The organism is Streptomyces sp. NBC_01267 (assembly GCF_036241575.1).
GTDB lineage: Bacteria > Actinomycetota > Actinomycetes > Streptomycetales > Streptomycetaceae > Streptomyces.
Genome location: NZ_CP108455.1, coordinates 5329429 through 5347454 on the forward strand (window position 1 = coordinate 5329429; position 18026 = coordinate 5347454).

General features: G+C 69.8%; 15 protein-coding genes and 1 riboswitch. Of the genes, 9 read left to right on the plus strand and 6 right to left on the minus strand.

The annotated features are described in order from the left end of the window. The first annotated feature begins 9 nt into the window (after positions 1-9). The 7 genes from OG709_RS24470 (at position 10) to def (ending at position 6598) form a co-directional block, all read left to right on the plus strand. Positions 10-663, plus strand: a complete 654-nt coding sequence (locus tag OG709_RS24470; RefSeq protein ID WP_250298032.1) for an alpha/beta hydrolase family protein — start codon at positions 10-12, stop codon at positions 661-663. Positions 664-895: 232 nt separating this feature from the next. Then, entirely contained in the window at positions 896-1552 is a 657-nt protein-coding gene (locus OG709_RS24475) for a sigma-70 family RNA polymerase sigma factor (protein WP_250297961.1), read from the plus strand. Continuing rightward, positions 1549-1863 carry a mycothiol system anti-sigma-R factor gene (gene rsrA, locus OG709_RS24480; RefSeq protein WP_250297960.1) on the plus strand — a complete coding sequence of 105 codons (315 nt, stop codon included), beginning with the start codon at positions 1549-1551 and terminating at the stop codon, positions 1861-1863. The genes OG709_RS24475 and rsrA overlap by 4 nt, the downstream gene beginning before the upstream one ends. Positions 1864-2133: 270 nt before the next feature. After that, positions 2134-3483 (plus strand): HD-GYP domain-containing protein, encoded by a 1350-nt coding sequence (locus OG709_RS24485; RefSeq protein ID WP_329167689.1) that lies wholly within the window; start codon positions 2134-2136, stop codon positions 3481-3483. Beyond that, positions 3480-4730, plus strand: a complete 1251-nt coding sequence (locus tag OG709_RS24490) for an HD-GYP domain-containing protein (RefSeq protein ID WP_266640886.1) — start codon at positions 3480-3482, stop codon at positions 4728-4730. The genes OG709_RS24485 and OG709_RS24490 overlap by 4 nt, the downstream gene beginning before the upstream one ends. A gap of 153 nt (positions 4731-4883) precedes the next feature. Continuing rightward, positions 4884-5867 (plus strand): tetratricopeptide repeat protein, encoded by a 984-nt coding sequence (locus OG709_RS24495; RefSeq protein ID WP_250297957.1) that lies wholly within the window; start codon positions 4884-4886, stop codon positions 5865-5867. A 101-nt stretch (positions 5868-5968) separates the two neighbouring features. Then, positions 5969-6598, plus strand: a complete 630-nt coding sequence (gene def / locus OG709_RS24500) for a peptide deformylase (protein WP_250297956.1) — start codon at positions 5969-5971, stop codon at positions 6596-6598. Here def and OG709_RS24505 read toward each other — a convergent pair. Then, positions 6574-8475, minus strand: coding sequence for a family 20 glycosylhydrolase (locus OG709_RS24505; RefSeq protein WP_329167690.1), 1902 nt, complete (start codon positions 8473-8475; stop codon positions 6574-6576). The genes def and OG709_RS24505 overlap by 25 nt on opposite strands. 224 nt (positions 8476-8699) lie before the next feature. Here OG709_RS24505 and OG709_RS24510 point away from each other — a divergent pair, with 224 nt between their 5' ends. After that, positions 8700-9476: a hypothetical protein gene (locus OG709_RS24510; protein ID WP_250297954.1), complete on the plus strand. Its 777-nt coding sequence runs from the start codon at positions 8700-8702 to the stop codon at positions 9474-9476. Positions 9477-9539: 63 nt separating this feature from the next. On the opposite strand, the gene OG709_RS24515 is transcribed toward OG709_RS24510, so the two are convergent. The 5 genes from OG709_RS24515 to OG709_RS24535 form a co-directional block, all read right to left on the minus strand. Continuing rightward, on the minus strand, positions 9540-10565 hold the full coding sequence (locus tag OG709_RS24515) for a ribonucleotide-diphosphate reductase subunit beta (RefSeq protein WP_250297953.1): 1026 nt from the start codon (positions 10563-10565) through the stop codon (positions 9540-9542). After that, positions 10565-12925: a ribonucleoside-diphosphate reductase subunit alpha gene (locus OG709_RS24520; protein WP_250297952.1), complete on the minus strand. Its 2361-nt coding sequence runs from the start codon at positions 12923-12925 to the stop codon at positions 10565-10567. The genes OG709_RS24515 and OG709_RS24520 overlap by 1 nt, the downstream gene beginning before the upstream one ends. Positions 12926-13057: 132 nt before the next feature. After that, positions 13058-13212, minus strand: a riboswitch (cobalamin riboswitch). A 272-nt stretch (positions 13213-13484) separates the two neighbouring features. After that, positions 13485-15116, minus strand: a complete 1632-nt coding sequence (mctP, locus tag OG709_RS24525; RefSeq protein ID WP_250297951.1) for a monocarboxylate uptake permease MctP — start codon at positions 15114-15116, stop codon at positions 13485-13487. Continuing rightward, entirely contained in the window at positions 15113-15364 is a 252-nt protein-coding gene (locus tag OG709_RS24530) for a DUF3311 domain-containing protein (RefSeq protein ID WP_250297950.1), read from the minus strand. The genes mctP and OG709_RS24530 overlap by 4 nt, the downstream gene beginning before the upstream one ends. A 239-nt stretch (positions 15365-15603) precedes the next feature. Beyond that, on the minus strand, positions 15604-16368 hold the full coding sequence (locus OG709_RS24535) for a GntR family transcriptional regulator (protein WP_266644893.1): 765 nt from the start codon (positions 16366-16368) through the stop codon (positions 15604-15606). A 300-nt stretch (positions 16369-16668) separates the two neighbouring features. On the opposite strand from OG709_RS24535, the gene OG709_RS24540 reads away from it, so the two are divergent. After that, on the plus strand, positions 16669-17952 hold the full coding sequence (locus OG709_RS24540; protein ID WP_250297949.1) for an extracellular solute-binding protein: 1284 nt from the start codon (positions 16669-16671) through the stop codon (positions 17950-17952). Positions 17953-18026 lie beyond the last annotated feature (74 nt).

Below are 18026 nucleotides of genomic sequence, written 5' to 3' on the forward strand. Positions count from 1 at the left end.
ACTCAGAGCATGATCGTGGAGAGTGTCGACACCCCGGCGGGCGAGGCCCGCATCACCTGGCATCCCGCCGCCCGCCCGCACCTCGTCATCGCGCTGGGCCACGGCGCGGGCGGTGGCATCGACGCCCGTGACCTGCAGGCCCTGGCCGTCGCGCTGCCGCAGATCGGGGTGGGCGTCGCGCTGGTCGAGCAGCCCTGGCGGGTCGCGGGGAAGAAGGTCGCCCCCGCGCCGAAGACCCTGGACGCCGGGTGGCGCGCGGTCTGGCCGGCGCTGCGCAAGCCCGGCCTGCCCGTCGTCGCGGGCGGGCGCAGTGCCGGGGCGCGGGTGGCCTGCCGGACGGCGGGGGAGCTGGGCGCCCGGGGCGTACTCGCGCTGAGCTTTCCGCTCCACCCCCCGGGCAAACCGGAGAAGTCCCGGAAGAAGGAACTGATCGGGGCCGGGGTCAGCACTCTCGTCGTCCAGGGCGGCAAGGACCCCTTCGGGAAGCCCGCCGAGTTCCCCGCGCCGGGTGAGTTCCCCCGGGGGAATCTCGAACTGGTGGAGGTCCCGGACGCCGACCACGGCTTCGCCGTCGCCAAACGCGCGGAAACCGGTCAGGAACAGGCACTGAAGGTCATCACCGACTCCGTGGCCGGGTGGGCGGTACGCCTCGGGGAATGCTGAGCCGCAGGCCACTGTTGTGCGGGACGTCGGTACACAGAAACTTGTACGTGGAGAGGGAGTCCGTCGCATGGGTTCGACCATCTGCCCGCGCCGCCCGCAAACGTCTGACCTGGAGTGGACGGTGCTTTCAGCGGCCAGGACCCCGTCTTCCCGGGCGGCGGACGGACCGGATCGTCGTCTATCCTCCGATTCGAGTGGGTCCGCATTCGGATCCGCCACGGCGTTGGAGGAGGTGGGTCCGGTCACTGGGACCGACACAGGGACCGAAGACGGCCACGCGGAAGAGACGGCTGCCGAGCGCAACGCGCGCTTCGAGCGGGACGCCCTCGGCTACCTCGACCAGATGTACTCGGCCGCGCTGCGCATGACGCGCAATCCGGCCGATGCCGAGGACCTGGTGCAGGAGACGTACGCGAAGGCGTACGGCTCGTTCCACCAGTTCCGTGAGGGGACCAACCTCAAGGCGTGGATGTACCGCATCCTCACGAACACGTTCATCAACTCGTACCGCAAGAAGCAGCGCGAACCCCAGCGCAGTGCCGCCGAGGAGATCGAGGACTGGCAGCTCGCGCGCGCCGAGTCGCACATGTCCACCGGTCTGCGTTCCGCCGAGTCGCAGGCGCTGGACCACCTGCCCGACTCGGACGTGAAGTCCGCGCTCCAGGCGATCCCCGAAGAGTTCCGTATCGCCGTGTATCTCGCAGACGTAGAGGGCTTTGCGTACAAGGAGATCGCGGACATCATGGGAACACCCATCGGGACGGTCATGTCCCGGCTGCACCGGGGCCGCCGACAGCTGCGCGGCATGCTGGAGGACTACGCACGCGACCGCGGGCTGGTCCCCGCGGGTGCCGGAGAGTCGAACGAAGCGAAAGGTTCGGGCTCATGAGTTGCGGAGAGCCGCACGAAACGGACTGCTCCGAGGTCCTGGACCATCTCTACGAGTTCCTCGACCACGAGATGCCCGACAACGACTGCACCAAGTTCGAGGTGCACTTCGAGGAGTGCTCTCCGTGCCTGGAGAAGTACGGCCTCGAACAGGCCGTCAAGAAGCTGGTGAAGCGCTGCTGCGGCAGCGACGACGTACCGGCCGACCTGCGGTCGAAGGTGATGGGACGCATCGATCTGATCCGCTCGGGCGAGGCCGTGCCCGAGCAGGACGTGACGGTCGACGACCGTTCGGCAGCAGCTCAGGACTGACCGGCCGTACGAACGGCCTTGCCCGGCAGGGCGGTTGAGATTCCAGGAGACCGCAGCGGAGACGCTGCGGTCTCGCTGTTCCACCGCACTTCCACGGCCCCGGTCCGGCGGCACGGCCACCCCCGGGTTTGCCCGCCGGATTGTCACCCGAAGGTGCCCCTGATCCCCTGATGCGGCCCCCGGGCCGCCCCCGCGCGCCTATCCTCCCCAAACCTGTACGGACTCCGACGCCGTACGGATCCGTACGGATCCAGGAGAGGGAGGGCCGCCATGCGGGCACTGCCGCCGTCGGCGCGCGCCTGTGTCCTGTGCGCGGTGCTGGGTGCGCTCGGCTGCGCGCTGCCCGCCGTCACCGACCCGGCGACGCCCTGGCGCGCCGTCGCCCTGCTCGCCGCGGTGTACGCCGGATGCGAGCTGCTGGGGCGCCGGTCACCCGGTGGCGGCTCGTTCTTCCCCGTCCTCATCGCCGCCGCCCTGCTGCTGCCGCCCGCCGCCGCCGCGCTCGTCGCCGTACCGGGGGCGCTGCTCGGCCGGGTCGAGGACCCCCCGTACACCGTCCGCCGTATCTGGCACGCCGCGCAGCTCGCCCTCGCCGTGCGGGCCGCGGCGGAGGTTCCCGCGCTGCTCGGCGGGCTGGACCGCAGGCCCGAATTCCCGGGCGTCCTGCTGCCCGCCGTCGTCGCGGCGCTGGTCCTCTGCCTGGTGCTGACCGTCCTGGACGCCCTCGTGCGGGTGACCGCCGAGCGGCTGCCCGTGCGGACGGCGGGCGGTGTGCGGGGGCTGCCGCGCTCGCCTGCCCCGTACGCCGTGCACGGGCTCGCCGGGGTGATGATGGCGGTGCTGTGGCGCAGCCCCTTCGGGCCGCCCGCCGCCCTGTTCGTGCTGCTGCCCATGTACATCTCCAGCTGGGTCTTCGCGCAGTACCACCGCGAGCGCGCCGCCCACCAGGCCACCATCCGGGCGCTGGTGCAGGCCGTCGACATCAAGGACCGGTACACCCGCGGGCACAGCGAACGCGTCGGCCAGGCATCGGCGATGATCGCCGGTGAGCTGGGCATGGACGGCGACCGGCTGGAAGCGCTCCGCTTCGCCGGGATCCTGCACGACGTGGGGAAGCTCGGGGTGCCCACCAGGCTGCTCAGGAAGGACGGGCCGCTCACGCCCGAGGAGCGCCGGGTCATCGAGCTGCACCCCGAGTACGGGCACGAGATGGTCCGCGGCATCGGCTTCCTCGGAGAGGCACGGGCGGCGATCCTGCACCACCACGAACGGCTCGACGGCTCCGGCTATCCGTACGGCCTCTCCGGGGACCAGATCCCCGAGTTCGCCCGCGTCGTGGCCATCGCCGACGCCTTCGACGCGATGACGTCGACCCGCTCCTACCGCCGGGCCAGACCCGTCGACGCGGCGCTGCGGGAACTGCTGCGGTGCGCGGGCACGCAGTTCGACCCGGAGTTCGTCCGGGCGTTCGTCAGGGCGCTGACGCGGCACGGCTGGCACCCGGCCGTCACCGCCGACGGCCCCGACGCCCACCGGCACGGACCGCTGCCGCCCGCCCGCGCCGGGACGGACGGGACCGCGACGGCGGCCACGGCCACCGACCGGGACAGCCCCGCATGAGCGCCCGAACCCCGGCCGTCGTCGGCCTCGTCCGTGGCGCCGCCCTCCTCGTCACCGGCGTCTGCCTCGGCTGGACCCTCTGGTACGGCATCGACGACGCGGACACCGCCCTCGCCTTCGGGACGCTCGTCGCCGCGGGGGAACTCACCCGCCGCACCGGTCCGGGCAGCGAACGCGAACCCGCGCCGCTCGGGGCGGCGGGGGCCCTGGCCTACGCCCTGCTCGGCCAGAACGGCGGCCACCCCACCGGGCACGGCGTCCCCCAGGTCGTCGCCGTCGCCGTCGCGGGCGCGCTGGCCGGGGCCGTGCCCCATGTCGCACACGGCCGGGGGCCGGGCGCCGACCACATGGCCCGCCGGGTCCTCACCGTCGCCTTCGCGGCCGTCTGCTTCCAGCCCCTGTGCGGCTCCGGCCGGATCGAGGCGTGGGCGGTGCGCGGCCCCGCCTACGCCGTCGTGCTGCTGCTCCTGCTCGGCCTCACCGCCCTGTGCGACGCCGTGCTGGCCGCGGCGATGACGCACGCCCGCACCAGCTATCCGTACGGCCCGCTCCTGCGCGACGAGCTGCGCGCGCTGCTGGGCATCGGCTCGGCCGTCTGTGCCACCGGGGTCGTGATGGCGCTGGGTGTCGCGGTCGCCGGGCTGTGGGCGCTGCCCGTCTTCTCCGTACCGCTGCTGCTCACCCAGCTCTCGCTCCGCCGCTACGCACTGGTACGGACCACCTACCGCCAGACCATCACCTCGCTCGCCCGCTCCACCGAGATCGCCGGATACACCCCGCACGGCCACGCCCGCCGGGTCGCCACTCTCAGCCGGGCCGTCGGCCGCGAACTGGGCCTCTCCGAACCGGCGTTGACCGTGCTGGAGTACGCGGCGCTGATGCACGACATCGGGCAGCTGTCCCTCGTCGACCCGGTCCCCGACGGCGCCACCGCACGGCTGGAGCCGGCCGAACAGCGCCGGATCGCCCTGCTCGGCGGGGCGGTGGTCCGCCAGACCGGGGTGGACGCCGAGGTCGCCGTGATCGTGGAGCGGCAGGCGGATCCGTACCGCGACCAGCCGCTCACTGCCCGCATTGTCCGGGCTGTCAATGCGTACGAGGACCTGGCCGGGGAAAATGGAGGAGAAAGAGGTGCGGGCGGTCCGCTCAGCGCACTGGAGCGCCTGCGCCTGGGCACCGGCCACGACTACCAGCCGGAAGTCGTGGAATCCCTGGCGCGTGTGCTGTCCCGGGGCGGTGTCCCCTAGGGGCGTCCCGCCCGCGGAGGCCGCTCCTGGACCGGGTAACCAGTGGGTAATGAGCGGTGCTCCGACCGGGCATGGTTGGATGCGAAGAGAGGGCATCCGGGGGAATCGGATCCCGGGAAGCAGAGATTTTTCAGCGACCGGCAGGCGGGAATCGTGAGGATCTTCGGGAAGGTACGGCATCGGCCCTCCGCCTCGTGGCGGCAGGCCACCGACCGCGCGTTCACGCTGATCGGCGACGGTCGGTACGAGGACGCGGGGGCGCTGCTCACGCGCGCGGCCGATCTCGAACCGTGGCTGTCCGAGTCCTGGTTCAACCTGGCCCTGCTGCACAAGTTCCGGCACGACTGGGACCGGGCACGCACCGCCGGGCTGCGCGCCGTGGCGCTCCTCGACCGGCAGACCGGAGCCCCCGACTGGTGGAACGTCGGGATCGCGGCCACCGCACTCCAGGACTGGCCGCTGGCCCGCCGGGCCTGGCAGGCGTACGGGCTCAAGGTGCCCGGCGAGGCCGCGTCCAACGGCGAGCCGCTCGGCATGGACCTCGGGTCCGCCGCGGTACGGCTGTCGCCCGAGGGCGAGGCCGAGGTGGTCTGGGGCCGCAGGCTCGACCCCGCCCGGATCGAAGTGCTGTCCGTGCCGCTCCCCTCGTCCGGCAGGCGCTGGGGCGAGGTCGTCCTGCACGACGGCGTCCCGCACGGCGAGCGGGTCACCGCGGCGGGCCCCTCCTACCCGGTCTTCGACGAGATCGAGCTCTGGGCGCCGTCGCCCGTACCGACCTGGGTGGTCCTGGTGGAGGCGGCCGGTGAGGCGGACCGCGACGCCCTGGAGCAGCTCGCGGCCGACGCCGGATTTGCCGCCGAGGACTGGTCCTCCTCCGTACGGCTGCTCTGCCGGGCCTGCTCGGAGTCGCAGATGGAGAGCGACGAGGGCGACGGGGCGCAGCACCTGGACCCGCACGACCACAGCGAGCCCGGCCACCCCGGCCCGCTCGGCCACCGCACGGCCGGTGAGCTCTGGGTCGCCGAGCGGGAGTGCGGCATCGCGGCCCCGGCGGCGCTGGTGCGCGGGCTGCTCGACGGCTGGGTGGCCGACAGCCCGGACAGCCGTGAATGGCGGGACCTCGAAGAGGTCTGCTGAGCCTCTGCGCCTGTGCCGCCCGCCGATCCGCTCCCTCGCGCGGGCGGGGCCGTTAGGCTGTACGGACCGATCCGGGTTTTTGAGGAAGGCGTACGGCGGACATGTCGCAGCAGCAGACGGACCAGCAGATCAATGACGGTTTCGTCGTGGACACCGAGGACTGCGAGGAGCGCGAGGCGGCCCACCGCGCACGCGGCACCGCCCGTCCCGTCACCGTCGTGGGCCACCCCATGCTCCACCGGGAGTGCCAGGACGTCACGTCCTTCGACGGTGAGCTGGCCCAGCTGATCGACGACATGTTCGCCAGCCAGAAGGCCGCCGAGGGCGTGGGCCTGGCCGCGAACCAGATCGGTGTCGACCTCAAGGTCTTCGTCTACGACTGCCCGGACGACGACGGCAACCGCCACACCGGCGTCGTCTGCAACCCGGTGCTCGTCGAGCTCCCGGCCGACCGCCGCCGCCTCGACGACTCCAACGAGGGCTGCCTATCCGTCCCCACGGCGTACGCCTCGCTGGCCCGCCCCGACTACGCCGAGGTCTCCGGCCAGGACGCCGAGGGCAACCCGATCAAGGTGCGCGGCACCGGCTACTTCGCCCGCTGCCTCCAGCACGAGACCGACCACCTGTACGGCTACCTGTACATCGACCGCCTGTCGAAGCGCGACCGCAAGGACGCGCTCCGACAGATGGAAGAGGGCACTCCGCGCTACGAGACCGTCGAGAACCTCTGACCCTGCAGCGACTGCACCGCGGCGCCGTCGGAGGCCCGCTCGCCGATGGCGAGCTGGGAGATGGCGTTGCGGACGGTCAGCCCGCCGGCCGAACTCTCCAGCTGCCAGCGCTGGGTGCGTGAGGCGGCCGAGCAGGTGGCCACGGACAGCTCGGAGCCGACCTCCAGCGGTGCCCCGGTGTGCAGCTCGCCCCGGTTGTCCTCCAGGCACTGGCCGGTGGTGGCCGACGTCAGCGTGTAGTAGCCGTCGGCGGTGGCCTTCAGCGTCCAGGCCGCGGTGGCGTCACTGCCGAACACGACGCCCGAACCGGCCCCCGGGGCAAGGGTCTTGTGGCCCTTGGCGGTCAGCTCGTACGTGCCGTCGGCGACCGGCGTACGGTCGGTGTTCGCCCAGCCCGGAGCGTGCCCGATCTTCTTCGCCAGCGCCTCGAAACCGGCGTACGTCGGGCTCGGCTTCGGCCCGCCCCAGGTCGCCTGTGCGATGAACCGCAGCGGCATGAAGGTCTTCGCCTCGACCTCGTTCTCGGTCTCGGCCGCGGCGCTGTCCGGCCAGAGCGAGATCTTCGCGCCGGTCAGGTTCGCGGACTTCGACGCCAGGGTCTCGCCGTCGAACTCCAGGGGCGTCCAGTTGCTGTCGTACAGCTGCTGGGTCTGTGTCGTGTAGCCGCCGCGCACGAGGTAGAGCGCGTACGCGGAGTTCATCACGGGCCGGCCCTCGGCGATGAGCTGGGACGGCTTCTCGATGGTGCCGCCGCTGATCCAGTGCTCGACGGTGATGTCACGGTCCAGCGGGACGACCGAGTTCTTGCCGGTCAGCCCGTCGTTCCAGATGCGCAGCGGGTGTCCGCCCGCCTTCACATGGGCGTTGACCTGGTTGATGAAGTCGGTGAAGAGGTCGTCCGGGGTGGCGCCGGCGCCGAACCGCTTCACCGCCTCGGTCTGCAGCTGCGGGTAGTCGGGGTACGCGGAGCCGATCATGTACTCGTCCCCGCCCATGTGCCACTGCTTGGCCCCCCAGGCCTTCAGCGCCTCGTCGACGAGCGAGGTGTAGTACGTCAGCGCCTCGGGCTTGGAGATGTCCAGCCGGGTCGGGGACGGCACCCCGTTCTTGTCCTTGAGCTGGAGCTCGGGGTGGTTCTGCAGATACGGGTCGATGTGGCCCGGGGAGTTGATCTCGGGGACCAGCTCGATGTGGTACTTCGCGGCCAGCGCGGCCAGCTGTTTGACCTCCGCCTTGGTGTAGTAGCCCCAGAACGCGGACTTCGGGTCGACGTCGCTCTTGACCTTGGCCTCGATCCAGAGCTGGTTGAGCTTCTGCGAGGCCATGTCCTTCATCAGCCGCTCGAACCACGGGAGGGAGACATGGATGTAGCAGGCGCAGACGCCGGCGCCGCGCTCGCGGTAGGCGGGGATGTCGGTGGCGGAGCCACGGGCCGCCTGCCTGTCGTCGTTCAGGAGCTGGAGCACGGTCCGGGTCCCGTAGAAGACACCGGTCGAGGTCGCGGCGGTGACGGTGACCCGGTCACCCACCGAGATGCGGTAGCCCTCGTTCCCCAACTGGTCCTTGAGGGACGGCTTCTCGGCCAGGACGACATCACCGTTCCTGGCCCTGCCGTGCGTGACCGGATGGTGTCCGGTGAGTTCGCCGCCGAAGCGGGCGGCGTCGGCGTCCGTACGGTGGTCCGTCCCCTCCAGCACGATGCGCGCGCGGTCGGCCAGCGTGAACTGGCCCGCCTCGCCGTGCCATTCGCTCAGCGCGGGCAGCACCTCGGGCGGCGCCGCGTCGGCGGCGCTCCGGGCTGCCGCGCTCTGCACAGGCAGCACCGCGGCACACAGAGCGGCCACCGCGGCCACCGCCACCGTGCCTCTTCTTGCCATCCGCATGATCGTCCACGTCCTTCCGTAGGCTGGTGCCCCGACCTTCGCGGCGGACGAGCGGGGTGTCCATGGACGGGAGTCCCACACGGTTGGACAGAACTGACGTGTGACGTCGGATGGTTGGCGGTCCGGTCCGGGTCCGGTGCGGGCGGACGGGGACCGTCCTCCGGCATCTCCGAGTGCACCTACCCTGAGCTCGCCAGAGGAAGTATCAAGGAGGGGACATGCGCAGAACTGCGCTGTTGACCGCGGCATCCGGTGCCGTGGTTCTAGGGGTACTGGGGACCACGGCGGCTCACGCCGAGGGCAAGGGTGACATCAGGGTCACCAGAACCGTGGTGAACAACGGAGGCAACGTCATCGTGGGGGTGCATGACGTCAAGACCTTCCCGATCGCCTTCACGGTCAAGGACAAATCCGGGGTGAAGGGCCTCAGCCACGCCAGCGTCTTCAACACGAAGAACGGCTATGGCCCCGTGGACCTGACCGCGAACAGCTGTCACAAGTCGAACAGCACGACATCCGTCTGCACCGCGACCTTCCAGGCGCACCCGTCCTGGTTCAAGTCGTCCGTGGACATCGACCCCAACGACCTCGCCGGTACCTGGCAGGTCAACGCCACTGTCCAGGCGAAGGACGGCGACTACTGGATCCATGACAGCCTCGCGCACTTCGACTTCAAGCGCGCGTCGACTCTCACCACGGACGCCACTCCCGAGCCCGTCACCAAGGGCGGCAAGCTCACCGTCAAGGGCAAGCTCGCGCGGGCCAATTGGAACGATCTCAAGTACCACGGCTACACGAGGCAGGACGTGAAGCTTCAGTTCAAGAAGACCGGGGCGTCCTCGTACGCCACGGTCAAGACGGTGAAGACCAGCTCCACGGGCACCCTGAGCACCACGGTCACGGCGACAGCCTCGGGCACCTGGCGCTGGAATTTCTCCGGTACGCACACGACGATGGCGATCACCTCTGCCGGTGACACGGTGAAACTGCGTTAGTACCTGTCCGGGCGCGCCCGCTGGTGATGCGGGCGCGCCTCCCCCTCCGGCCGGAATCAGATACTAGAAATCGTCGTCGAAGGAGACCGACCCCTCGACCGCGACCTGGTAGGCCGACGGCCGGCGCTCGAAGAAGTTCGTCAGTTCCTGGACGCCCTGGAGCTCCATGAAGGAGAACGGGTTCTCCGAGCCGTACACCGTCGGGAAGCCCAGCCGGGCCAGCCGCTGGTCGGCGACGCACTGCAGGTACTCCCGCATCGACTCGGTGTTCATGCCCGGCAGGCCGTCACCGCACAGGTCCCGGCCGAACTGCAGCTCCGCCTCGACGGCTTCCCGCATCATGTCGGTGACCTGCTGCTGGAGCGCTTCGTCGAAGAGTTCCGGCTCCTCCTTGCGGACCGTGTCCACGACCTCGAACGCGAAGTTCATGTGCATGGTCTCGTCGCGGAAGACCCAGTTGGTCCCCGTCGCCAGACCGTGCAGCAGACCCCGCGAGCGGAACCAGTACACGTACGCGAAGGCGCCGTAGAAGAACAGCCCCTCGATGCACGCGGCGAAGCAGATCAGGTTCAGCAGGAAACGGCGGCGGTCCGCCTGCGTCTCCAGCCGGTCGATCTTCTCGACCGAGTCCATCCACTTGAAGCAGAACTGCGCCTTCTCGCGGATGGAGGGGATCTCCTCGACCGCGTCGAAGGCCGCGGCGCGGTCGTCCGGGTCGGGAAGGTAGGTGTCGAGCAGCGTCAGATAGAACTGGACGTGCACGGCCTCCTCGAACAGCTGTCGCGACAGATACAGCCGCGCCTCGGGGGAGTTGATGTGCTTGTAGAGGGTGAGCACCAGGTTGTTGGAGACGATCGAGTCGCCCGTCGCGAAGAACGCGACCAGCCGGCCGATCATGTGCTGCTCACCCGGGCTGAGCTTCGCGAGGTCCGCCACGTCCGAGTGGAGGTCGACCTCCTCCACCGTCCAGGTGTTCTTGATCGCGTCGCGGTAGCGCTCGTAGAAGTCCGGGTAACGCATCGGGCGCAGCGTCAGTTCGAAGCCCGGATCGAGCAGGTTCTTCTGGGAGTTGGCGGAATCGGTGCTCATTACTGGCAGGCCTCGCAGGACTCGGGGTTCTCAAGGGAGCAGGCGATCGCGTCCGCGTCGGCGACCGGGGCGGCGGGAGCCTGCTGTGCGGGAATGGGGGCGGCGGCGGCGCGCGCGATCCGGGTCGCCGGGCGCGAGCGCAGGTAGTACGTCGTCTTCAGCCCCTGCTTCCAGGCGTACGCGTACATCGAGGAGAGCTTCCCGATGGTCGGCGTCTCCAGGAAGAGGTTCAGCGACTGGCTCTGGTCGAGGTACGGCGTACGGGCCGCCGCCATGTCGATCAGGCCGCGCTGCGGGATCTCCCACGCGGTGCGGTACAGCGCCCGCACCTCCGCGGGGATCCAGCTGAACCCCTGCACCGAGCCGCTGGCTTCGCGCAGCGCCTCGCGGGACTGCGCGTCCCAGACGCCCAGTTCCTTCAGCTCGTTCACCAGGTACGCGTTGACCTGGAGGAATTCACCCGAGAGCGTCTCGCGCTTGAAGAGGTTGGAGACCTGCGGCTCGACGCACTCGTACACCCCGGCGATCGACGCGATCGTCGCGGTCGGCGCGATGGCGAGGAGCAGCGAGTTGCGCATGCCGGTCTTCGCGATCCGGGCGCGCAGCGCGTCCCAGCGCGCGGGCCAGGCAGGCTCGGTGTCGAAGTGGTCGGGGTGCAGCACACCCTGCGCCGAACGCGTCTTCTCCCAGGCGGGGAGCGGGCCACTGCGCTCCGCGAGGTCGCAGGACGCCTCGTAGGCGGCGAGCATGATCCGCTCGGAGATCCGGGTGGAGAGCGCCCTCGCCTGCGGGGAGTCGAAGGGCATCCGCAGCTTGAAGAAGACGTCCTGGAGACCCATCAGACCCAGGCCCACCGGACGCCACTTGGCGTTGGAGCGGCCCGCCTGGTCGGTCGGGTAGAAGTTGATGTCCACGACCCGGTCGAGGAAGGTGACCGCGGTGCGGACGGTCTCGTCGAGGCGCTCCCAGTCCATGGAGTCACCGGAGACGAACGCGGCGACGTTCACCGAGCCGAGGTTGCAGACGGCGGTCTCACCGTCGTTCGTCACCTCCAGGATCTCGGTGCAGAGGTTCGACGAGTGGACGACCGAGCCGGGCTCCGCGGTCTGGTTGGCCGTACGGTTCGACGCGTCCTTGAAGGTCATCCAGCCCTGGCCGGTCTGCGCGAGGGTCCGCATCATGCGGCCGTACAGCTCCCGGGCCTGGATGGTCTTCTGCGCCAGCCCGTCGGCCTCGGCCTTGCGGTACGCCGCGTCGAACGCGTCCCCCCACAGGTCGACGAGGTCGGGCACGTCGGCGGGGGAGAACAGCGACCAGGTGCCGTCCGCGTCGACCCGGCGCATGAACTCGTCCGGCACCCAGTGCGCCAGGTTGAGGTTGTGCGTACGCCGGGCGTCCTCACCCGTGTTGTCGCGCAGCTCCAGGAACTCCTCGATGTCGGAGTGCCAGGTCTCCAGGTAGACGGCCGCGGCGCCCTTGCGCCGGCCGCCCTGGTTCACCGCGGCGACCGAGGCGTCCAGCGTCTTGAGGAAGGGGACGATCCCGTTGGAGTGCCCGTTGGTGCCGCGGATGAGCGAACCGCGGGAGCGGATGCGGGAGTACGAGAGGCCGATGCCGCCCGCGTGCTTCGAGAGGCGCGCGACCTCGTGGTAGCGGCCGTAGATCGAGTCCAGCTCGTCCAGCGGCGAGTCCAGCAGGTAGCAGGAGGACATCTGCGGGTGCCGGGTGCCCGAGTTGAAGAGCGTGGGGGAGGAGGGCAGGTAGTCGAGGCGGCTCATCAGCCCGTACAGCGCGGCGACCTCGTCCAGGGCGCGTACCGAGTCGTCCTCGGCCAGACCGCAGGCGACCCGCAGCATGAAGTGCTGGGGCGTCTCGATGACCTGGCGGGTCAGCGGGTGACGCAGCAGGTAGCGGCTGTACAGGGTGCGCAGCCCGAAGTAGCCGAAGCGGTCGTCGGCCGCGGTGTCGATCAGGGCGTCGAGCCGGGCGGCGTGCAGGGTGACGAAGCCGGCCGTGCGGTCCCCGATCAGGCCCTCCCGGTGCCCGACGCCGACCGAGGCGGAGAAGGACACCGCGCCCTGCCCGGCCGCCTCGTCCGCGATGGACCGGGTGAGCAGCCGGGCGGCGAGCCGCGAGTACGCGGGGTCCTCGGAGATCAGACCGGCTGCCGCCTCGGTGGCCAGCTCACGCAGCTCGGCCTCGTCCGACGTGGCGTTGCGCCCGCGCAGCGCGGCGGCGGCGACCTTGCCGGGGTCGGTGTCGGTGAGGTCGGCGGTGAGGTCGGTCAGGGTCCGCAGCAGTACGGTTCCCGGGGCGTCCGTCACCTGTTCTGCGGCAGGTGCGGTGGGCGCGATGGTCACGGTGCGCTCTCCCTCGCTCGGCTGGGGGCCGGCGGGAGGCACGGGTGCGTACGGGCACAGCGAAGAGCAGCACACCGCACAGCATCCGCAGGCCCAACCGCGAGGCCCGGACGTGTCTCATCCGGATCGGTCGAGCCGGATGCGCGGTCGGCAGGTCCTCGGACTCCACGGTGCGCAAAAGCGCACTGATCACACCGTTGCGGGACAGTTCCGGATTCGCACCGGATTCCCCTGCGACGACAGCGAGGATGAGCATACATGTGGGGGCCGCTCGATATCGCACCCCCCATATGTTGTGTCGTGTCCGTTCAGGACCCCCGGACGTACGGGACCGGAGAGCGCCTGGGATCGGCTCTCAGGGGCCTCTCAGGAGTCCGTACGAAGCCCGGTCGCACGGGAATCCGGTGAGCCCCCACCCATGGCCGCCGGGTCGGCGGAACGAGCCCTGAGACCCCCTCGGAGGCCTTCGCCGCGCGCGGGCCCGGGGATACAGCGGAAGGGCCGCCGCGCCTCCCCGGGGGAGAGGCGCGGCGGCCCTCATGCGGCCTGCCGGTCGGTCTCAGTGACCGCCGGGGGCGCCGACGGTGGCCGGCGGGAGGTCGACCTGTACGTCCTCGTCGCCGGCGTCCGCCGTGTAGTCCTCCGGCGAGGTCTCGTCGATGCCGGCCGGGGCCTTGACCGCGTTGAGCACGACCGTCAGCACCAGCGTCACCACCACGTTCAGCACGAACGCGGTCAGCCCGATGTAGCCGATCTGGCCGATGCCCGGGATCTCCTTGGAGGAGCCGCCGAAGTGCGCCTGCGTCGGGCTCGCCACGCCGTACGCGGCCAGCGTCCCGTACGCCATGCCGACCGCCCAGCCCGCGAGCAGCGCCCAGCGGTGGAACCACCGGGTGAACAGCCCGCCGACCAGTGCCGGCATCGTCTGGAGGATCCAGATGCCGCCGAGGAGCTGGAAGTTGATCGCGACGGTCGGGTCCATGGCGAGGACGAAGAGCAGCGCGCCGACCTTCACCACGAGCGAGACCAGCTTGGAGACCTTGGCCTCCTGGGCGGGTGTCGCCTCCGGTTTGATGAAGTCCTTGTAGATGTTGCGGGTGAAGAGGTTCGCCGCCGCGATGGACATGATCGCCGCGGGAACCAGCGCGCCGATGCCGATGGCGGCGAAGGCCACCCCCGCGAACCAGTCGGGGAACATGTTCTCGAAGAGCTGCGGGATCGCCAGCTGTCCGTTCTTCACCTTGACCCCGGCGGCGATCGCCATGAAGCCGAGCAGCGCGAGCAGCCCCAGCATCAGCGAGTACAGCGGCAGGATCGCGGTGTTGCGCCGGATCACATTGCGGCTGCGCGAGGAGAGCGTCGCGGTGATCGAGTGCGGATACATGAACAGCGCGAGCGCCGAGCCGAGCGCGAGCGTCGCGTACCCCCACTGACCCGCGGCGCCCGGCGCCAGCGCGCCGCGTGGCTTACCCGTCGCCGGGTTGGTCTGCGCGAACGCGTCACCGGCCTTGGCGAAGATGTCATGGAAGCCGCCCAGCTTCATCGGGATGTAGATGATCGCCACCAGGATGACCAGGTAGATCAGCCCGTCCTTGACGAAGGCGATCAGCGCGGGGGCGCGCAGCCCGGAGGAGTAGGTGTACGCCGCCAGCACCGCGAAGGCGAGCAGCAGCGGGAGGTCCTTGACGAACCAGTTGCTGCCCTCGCCGCCGACGCCCATCACGTCCAGCACGGCCTGGATGCCGACGAGTTGCAGGGCGATGTACGGCATGGTCGCGAGGATGCCGGTGACCGCGACCGCCAGCGAGAGCCCCTTGGAGCCGAACCGGCCGCGGACGAAGTCCGATGTCGTCACGTAGCCGTGCTTGTGCGAGACGGACCACAGACGCGGCAGGAAGGTGAAGATCAGCGGGTAGACCAGGATCGTGTACGGCACGGCGAAGAAGCCCGCCGCGCCCGCCGCGTAGACGGCGGCCGGGACGGCGACGAAGGTGTACGCCGTGTAGAGGTCACCGCCGAGCAGGAACCAGGTGACCCAGGTGCCGAACGACCGTCCGCCCAGGCCCCATTCGTCCAGGGTGGCGGCGTTCTCGGCGCGGCGCCAGCGCGCGGCCAGGAAGCCGACGACCGTGACGGCCACGAAGAAGAAGATGAAGACGCCGAGCGCGACTCCGTTCACACCGTCCTTCATGCGGACGCACCTCCCTTGCGGGCGCGCTGGTCACGCTGCCACAGCTTGTACGCGATCATCGTCAGCGCGGTCGAGATGAGGACCCAGAGCATCTGGTACCAGTAGAAGAACGGGATGCCGATGAACGCCGGGTCCACCTTCGCGTACGAACCGACCCACAGCATGGCGACAAAGGGTGCGATCAGGCATACCGCGATGATCACGCGCACCGGCGTGATCACCGCTCGTTTCTCGGGCGTGGCAGGCATGGTGGGCATGGTGCGGTCCGTCCCCTCGCTGAGCACCTCGTCGTGCAATGCGCAGGAAATCTAGGGGGAGGGATTCCGGCAGCGGAACCCCCGTCCGCATACCGGAACGACAACACCGTTGAATTCAGGGGAATTCAACGGTGGTCGGCCACCGGCGGACCCGTTCCTTCCTGTGCTGACGCAAGGACGTTAGGACAGGACGGGGGCTCGCGCCACACCTCTGCGAACAGCGGCCGGTCTCAGCCGTTCGGCCGCTGCAGTCGCGCGACGAACTTGTACCGGTCGCCCCGGTACACGGAGCGCACCCACTCCACCGGCTCGCCCCGCTCGTCGATCGAGTGGCGCGAGAGCATCAGCATCGGCAGGCCGACGTCCGTACCGAGCAGCCCGGCCTCGCGCGGGGTGGCCAGGGAGGTCTCGATCGTCTCCTCGGCCTCGGCCAGCCGGACGTCGTACACCTCCGACAGCGCGGTGTAGAGCGAGGTGTACTTCACCAGTGAACGGCGCAGCGCGGGGAAGCGCTTCGCCGACAGGTGGGTCGTCTCGATGGCCATCGGCTCACCGCTCGCCAGCCGCAGCCGCTCGATCCGCAGCACCCGCCCGCCCGCTGTGATGTCCAGCAGCCCGGCCAGCGAGCCGTCGGCGGTGACATAGCCGATGTCGAGCAGCTGGGAGGTGGGTTCGAGTCCCTGGGCCCGCATGTCCTCGGTGTACGAGGTGAGTTGGAGGGCCTGCGAGACCTTGGGCTTGGCGACGAAGGTGCCCTTGCCCTGGATCCGTTCCAGGCGGCCCTCCACGACCAGCTCCTGGAGCGCCTGGCGCACGGTCGTGCGCGAGGTGTCGAACTCGGCGGCCAGGGTCCGCTCCGGCGGTACCGGGGTACCGGGCGGCAGGGTCTCCGTCATGTCGAGCAAGTGCCGCTTGAGGCGGTAGTACTTGGGCACCCGTGCGGTACGTCCCGGCGCTGCGGCCTCGGTCCCGCTGCTTCCCCCGTCGGTACTCATCGCCAGCCTTCCCGAGTGCTGCGCTGCTGCCGTCACCGGCTCCTCCGTCTGTCGCGGCTCACATGGTGGCACGGTCCGGTCACGGGTCGTCGCCCTCCCTCAGGTGTCGGTCCGATAACGGACACGACAGCCTTCTTATACACCCTTGACACCCCCATAGGTCTAGGCCAAGCTCCGAGTACTGGTCTAAACCATTAAAGACCAGGTCCCAGCCCCACGGGCAGTACCTGTCGCACTTGTTGTGGCGAACGGCGTTCTCGGGTGGTGGGGGGAAGTTCTTGCATCCCTGAGGAGGGTGTCGTGAAGCGCGGACTCATCGCGGCGATCGGTGTAGCGGCAATGCTGGCCAGTGTTGCGGCCTGTGGCTCTGACAACGATAAGGACAGCAGCAAGAAGGCGGGGGCCGACGGTTACAAGGGGCAGACCCTGACCGTCTGGACCATGTCGGGGTCGAACCCTCCCGGGTGGACGAAGACGGTCCAGGCCGAGTTCGAGAAGAAGACCCAGGCCAAGCTGAACATCCAGGTCCAGGACTGGAACGGGATCCAGCAGAAGATCACCACGTCCCTCTCGGAGTCGAACCCGCCGGACGTCCTGGAGATCGGCAACACGCAGACCCCGGCGTACGCGAAGACCGGCGGCCTGGCCGACCTGGGCGATCTGAAGAGCGAGATCGGCGGCTCCTGGGCCGACGCGGTCAACAAGCCCTCCATCTACGAGGGCAAGCAGTACGCGCTGCCGTGGTACATCGGCAACCGCGTCGTGATGTACAACAAGAAGATCTTCAAGGACGCGGGCATCACCACGACCCCGAAGACGCGCGCCGAGCTCTTCAAGGACTTCGACGCCATCAAGAAGCAGGGCAAGGCCGAGCCCATCTACCTGCCCGGCCAGAACTGGTACTTCTTCGACGGTCTGCTCGTCGGCAAGGGCGTCGAGCCGGTGAAGAAGGAAGGCGACAAGTACGTCTCCAACCTCGCCGACCCGAAGGTCGCCGAAGCCATGGACGTGTACAAGCAGTACCAGTCCTACTCCAAGGCCCCCAAGGACAAGGACGAGGCGACCCCGCAGCAGGCCGAGGTCTTCGCCAAGGGCAAGACCGGCGCGATCATCGCGATGGGCTACGAGGCCGGTACCGCCCTCAAGGCCAACCCGAAGCTCAAGGACGACATCGGCTTCTTCACCATCCCCGGTGAGACCGCCGACAAGCCCGAGGGCGTCTTCCTCGGCGGGTCCAACTTCGCCGTTGCCGCGGGCAGCAAGAAGCAGGATCTCGCCAAGGAGTTCCTGAAGATCGCGCTCTCCGAGAAGAACGACGGCGCGCTCATCAAGGAGGCCGGCTGGTCGCCGAAGGGCGCCGACCAGCAGAAGTACACCGTGGGCCAGCCCGCCGCGGAGGCTGCCGGTCCGGCTTCGGCCAAGTCCGGTGGCACCACGCCGCTGATCCCCGAGTGGGCACCGGTCGAGAACCCGCCGAACCCGATCAAGACCTACATGACGCTGGTTCTGCAGGGGAAGTCCCCTGCGGAGGCTGCCAAGTCGGTCGAGGCGGACCTCGACAAGCGCCTCAGCCAGCAGCAGTAGGCACCCGTAGTAGCAGCGCGTGACGGGGCGGGGCGGCGGGCCCACCAGCCCGCCGCCCCGGCGTCGCGCTTCGT

Bases quoted from the DNA above. Each gene is read 5' to 3' on its own strand.
- OG709_RS24470 (WP_250298032.1), top strand. From the start codon at position 10: ATGATCGTGGAGAGTGTCGACACCCCGGCGGGCGAGGCCCGCATCACC.
- rsrA (WP_250297960.1), top strand. From the start codon at position 1,549: ATGAGTTGCGGAGAGCCGCACGAAACGGACTGCTCCGAGGTCCTGGAC.
- OG709_RS24485 (WP_329167689.1), top strand. From the start codon at position 2,134: ATGCGGGCACTGCCGCCGTCGGCGCGCGCCTGTGTCCTGTGCGCGGTG.
- OG709_RS24490 (WP_266640886.1), top strand. From the start codon at position 3,480: ATGAGCGCCCGAACCCCGGCCGTCGTCGGCCTCGTCCGTGGCGCCGCC.
- def (WP_250297956.1), top strand. From the start codon at position 5,969: ATGTCGCAGCAGCAGACGGACCAGCAGATCAATGACGGTTTCGTCGTG.
- OG709_RS24505 (WP_329167690.1), bottom strand. From the start codon at position 8,475: ATGGCAAGAAGAGGCACGGTGGCGGTGGCCGCGGTGGCCGCTCTGTGT.
- OG709_RS24510 (WP_250297954.1), top strand. From the start codon at position 8,700: ATGCGCAGAACTGCGCTGTTGACCGCGGCATCCGGTGCCGTGGTTCTA.
- OG709_RS24515 (WP_250297953.1), bottom strand. From the start codon at position 10,565: ATGAGCACCGATTCCGCCAACTCCCAGAAGAACCTGCTCGATCCGGGC.
- mctP (WP_250297951.1), bottom strand. From the start codon at position 15,116: ATGAAGGACGGTGTGAACGGAGTCGCGCTCGGCGTCTTCATCTTCTTC.
- OG709_RS24530 (WP_250297950.1), bottom strand. From the start codon at position 15,364: ATGCCTGCCACGCCCGAGAAACGAGCGGTGATCACGCCGGTGCGCGTG.
- OG709_RS24535 (WP_266644893.1), bottom strand. From the start codon at position 16,368: ATGAGTACCGACGGGGGAAGCAGCGGGACCGAGGCCGCAGCGCCGGGA.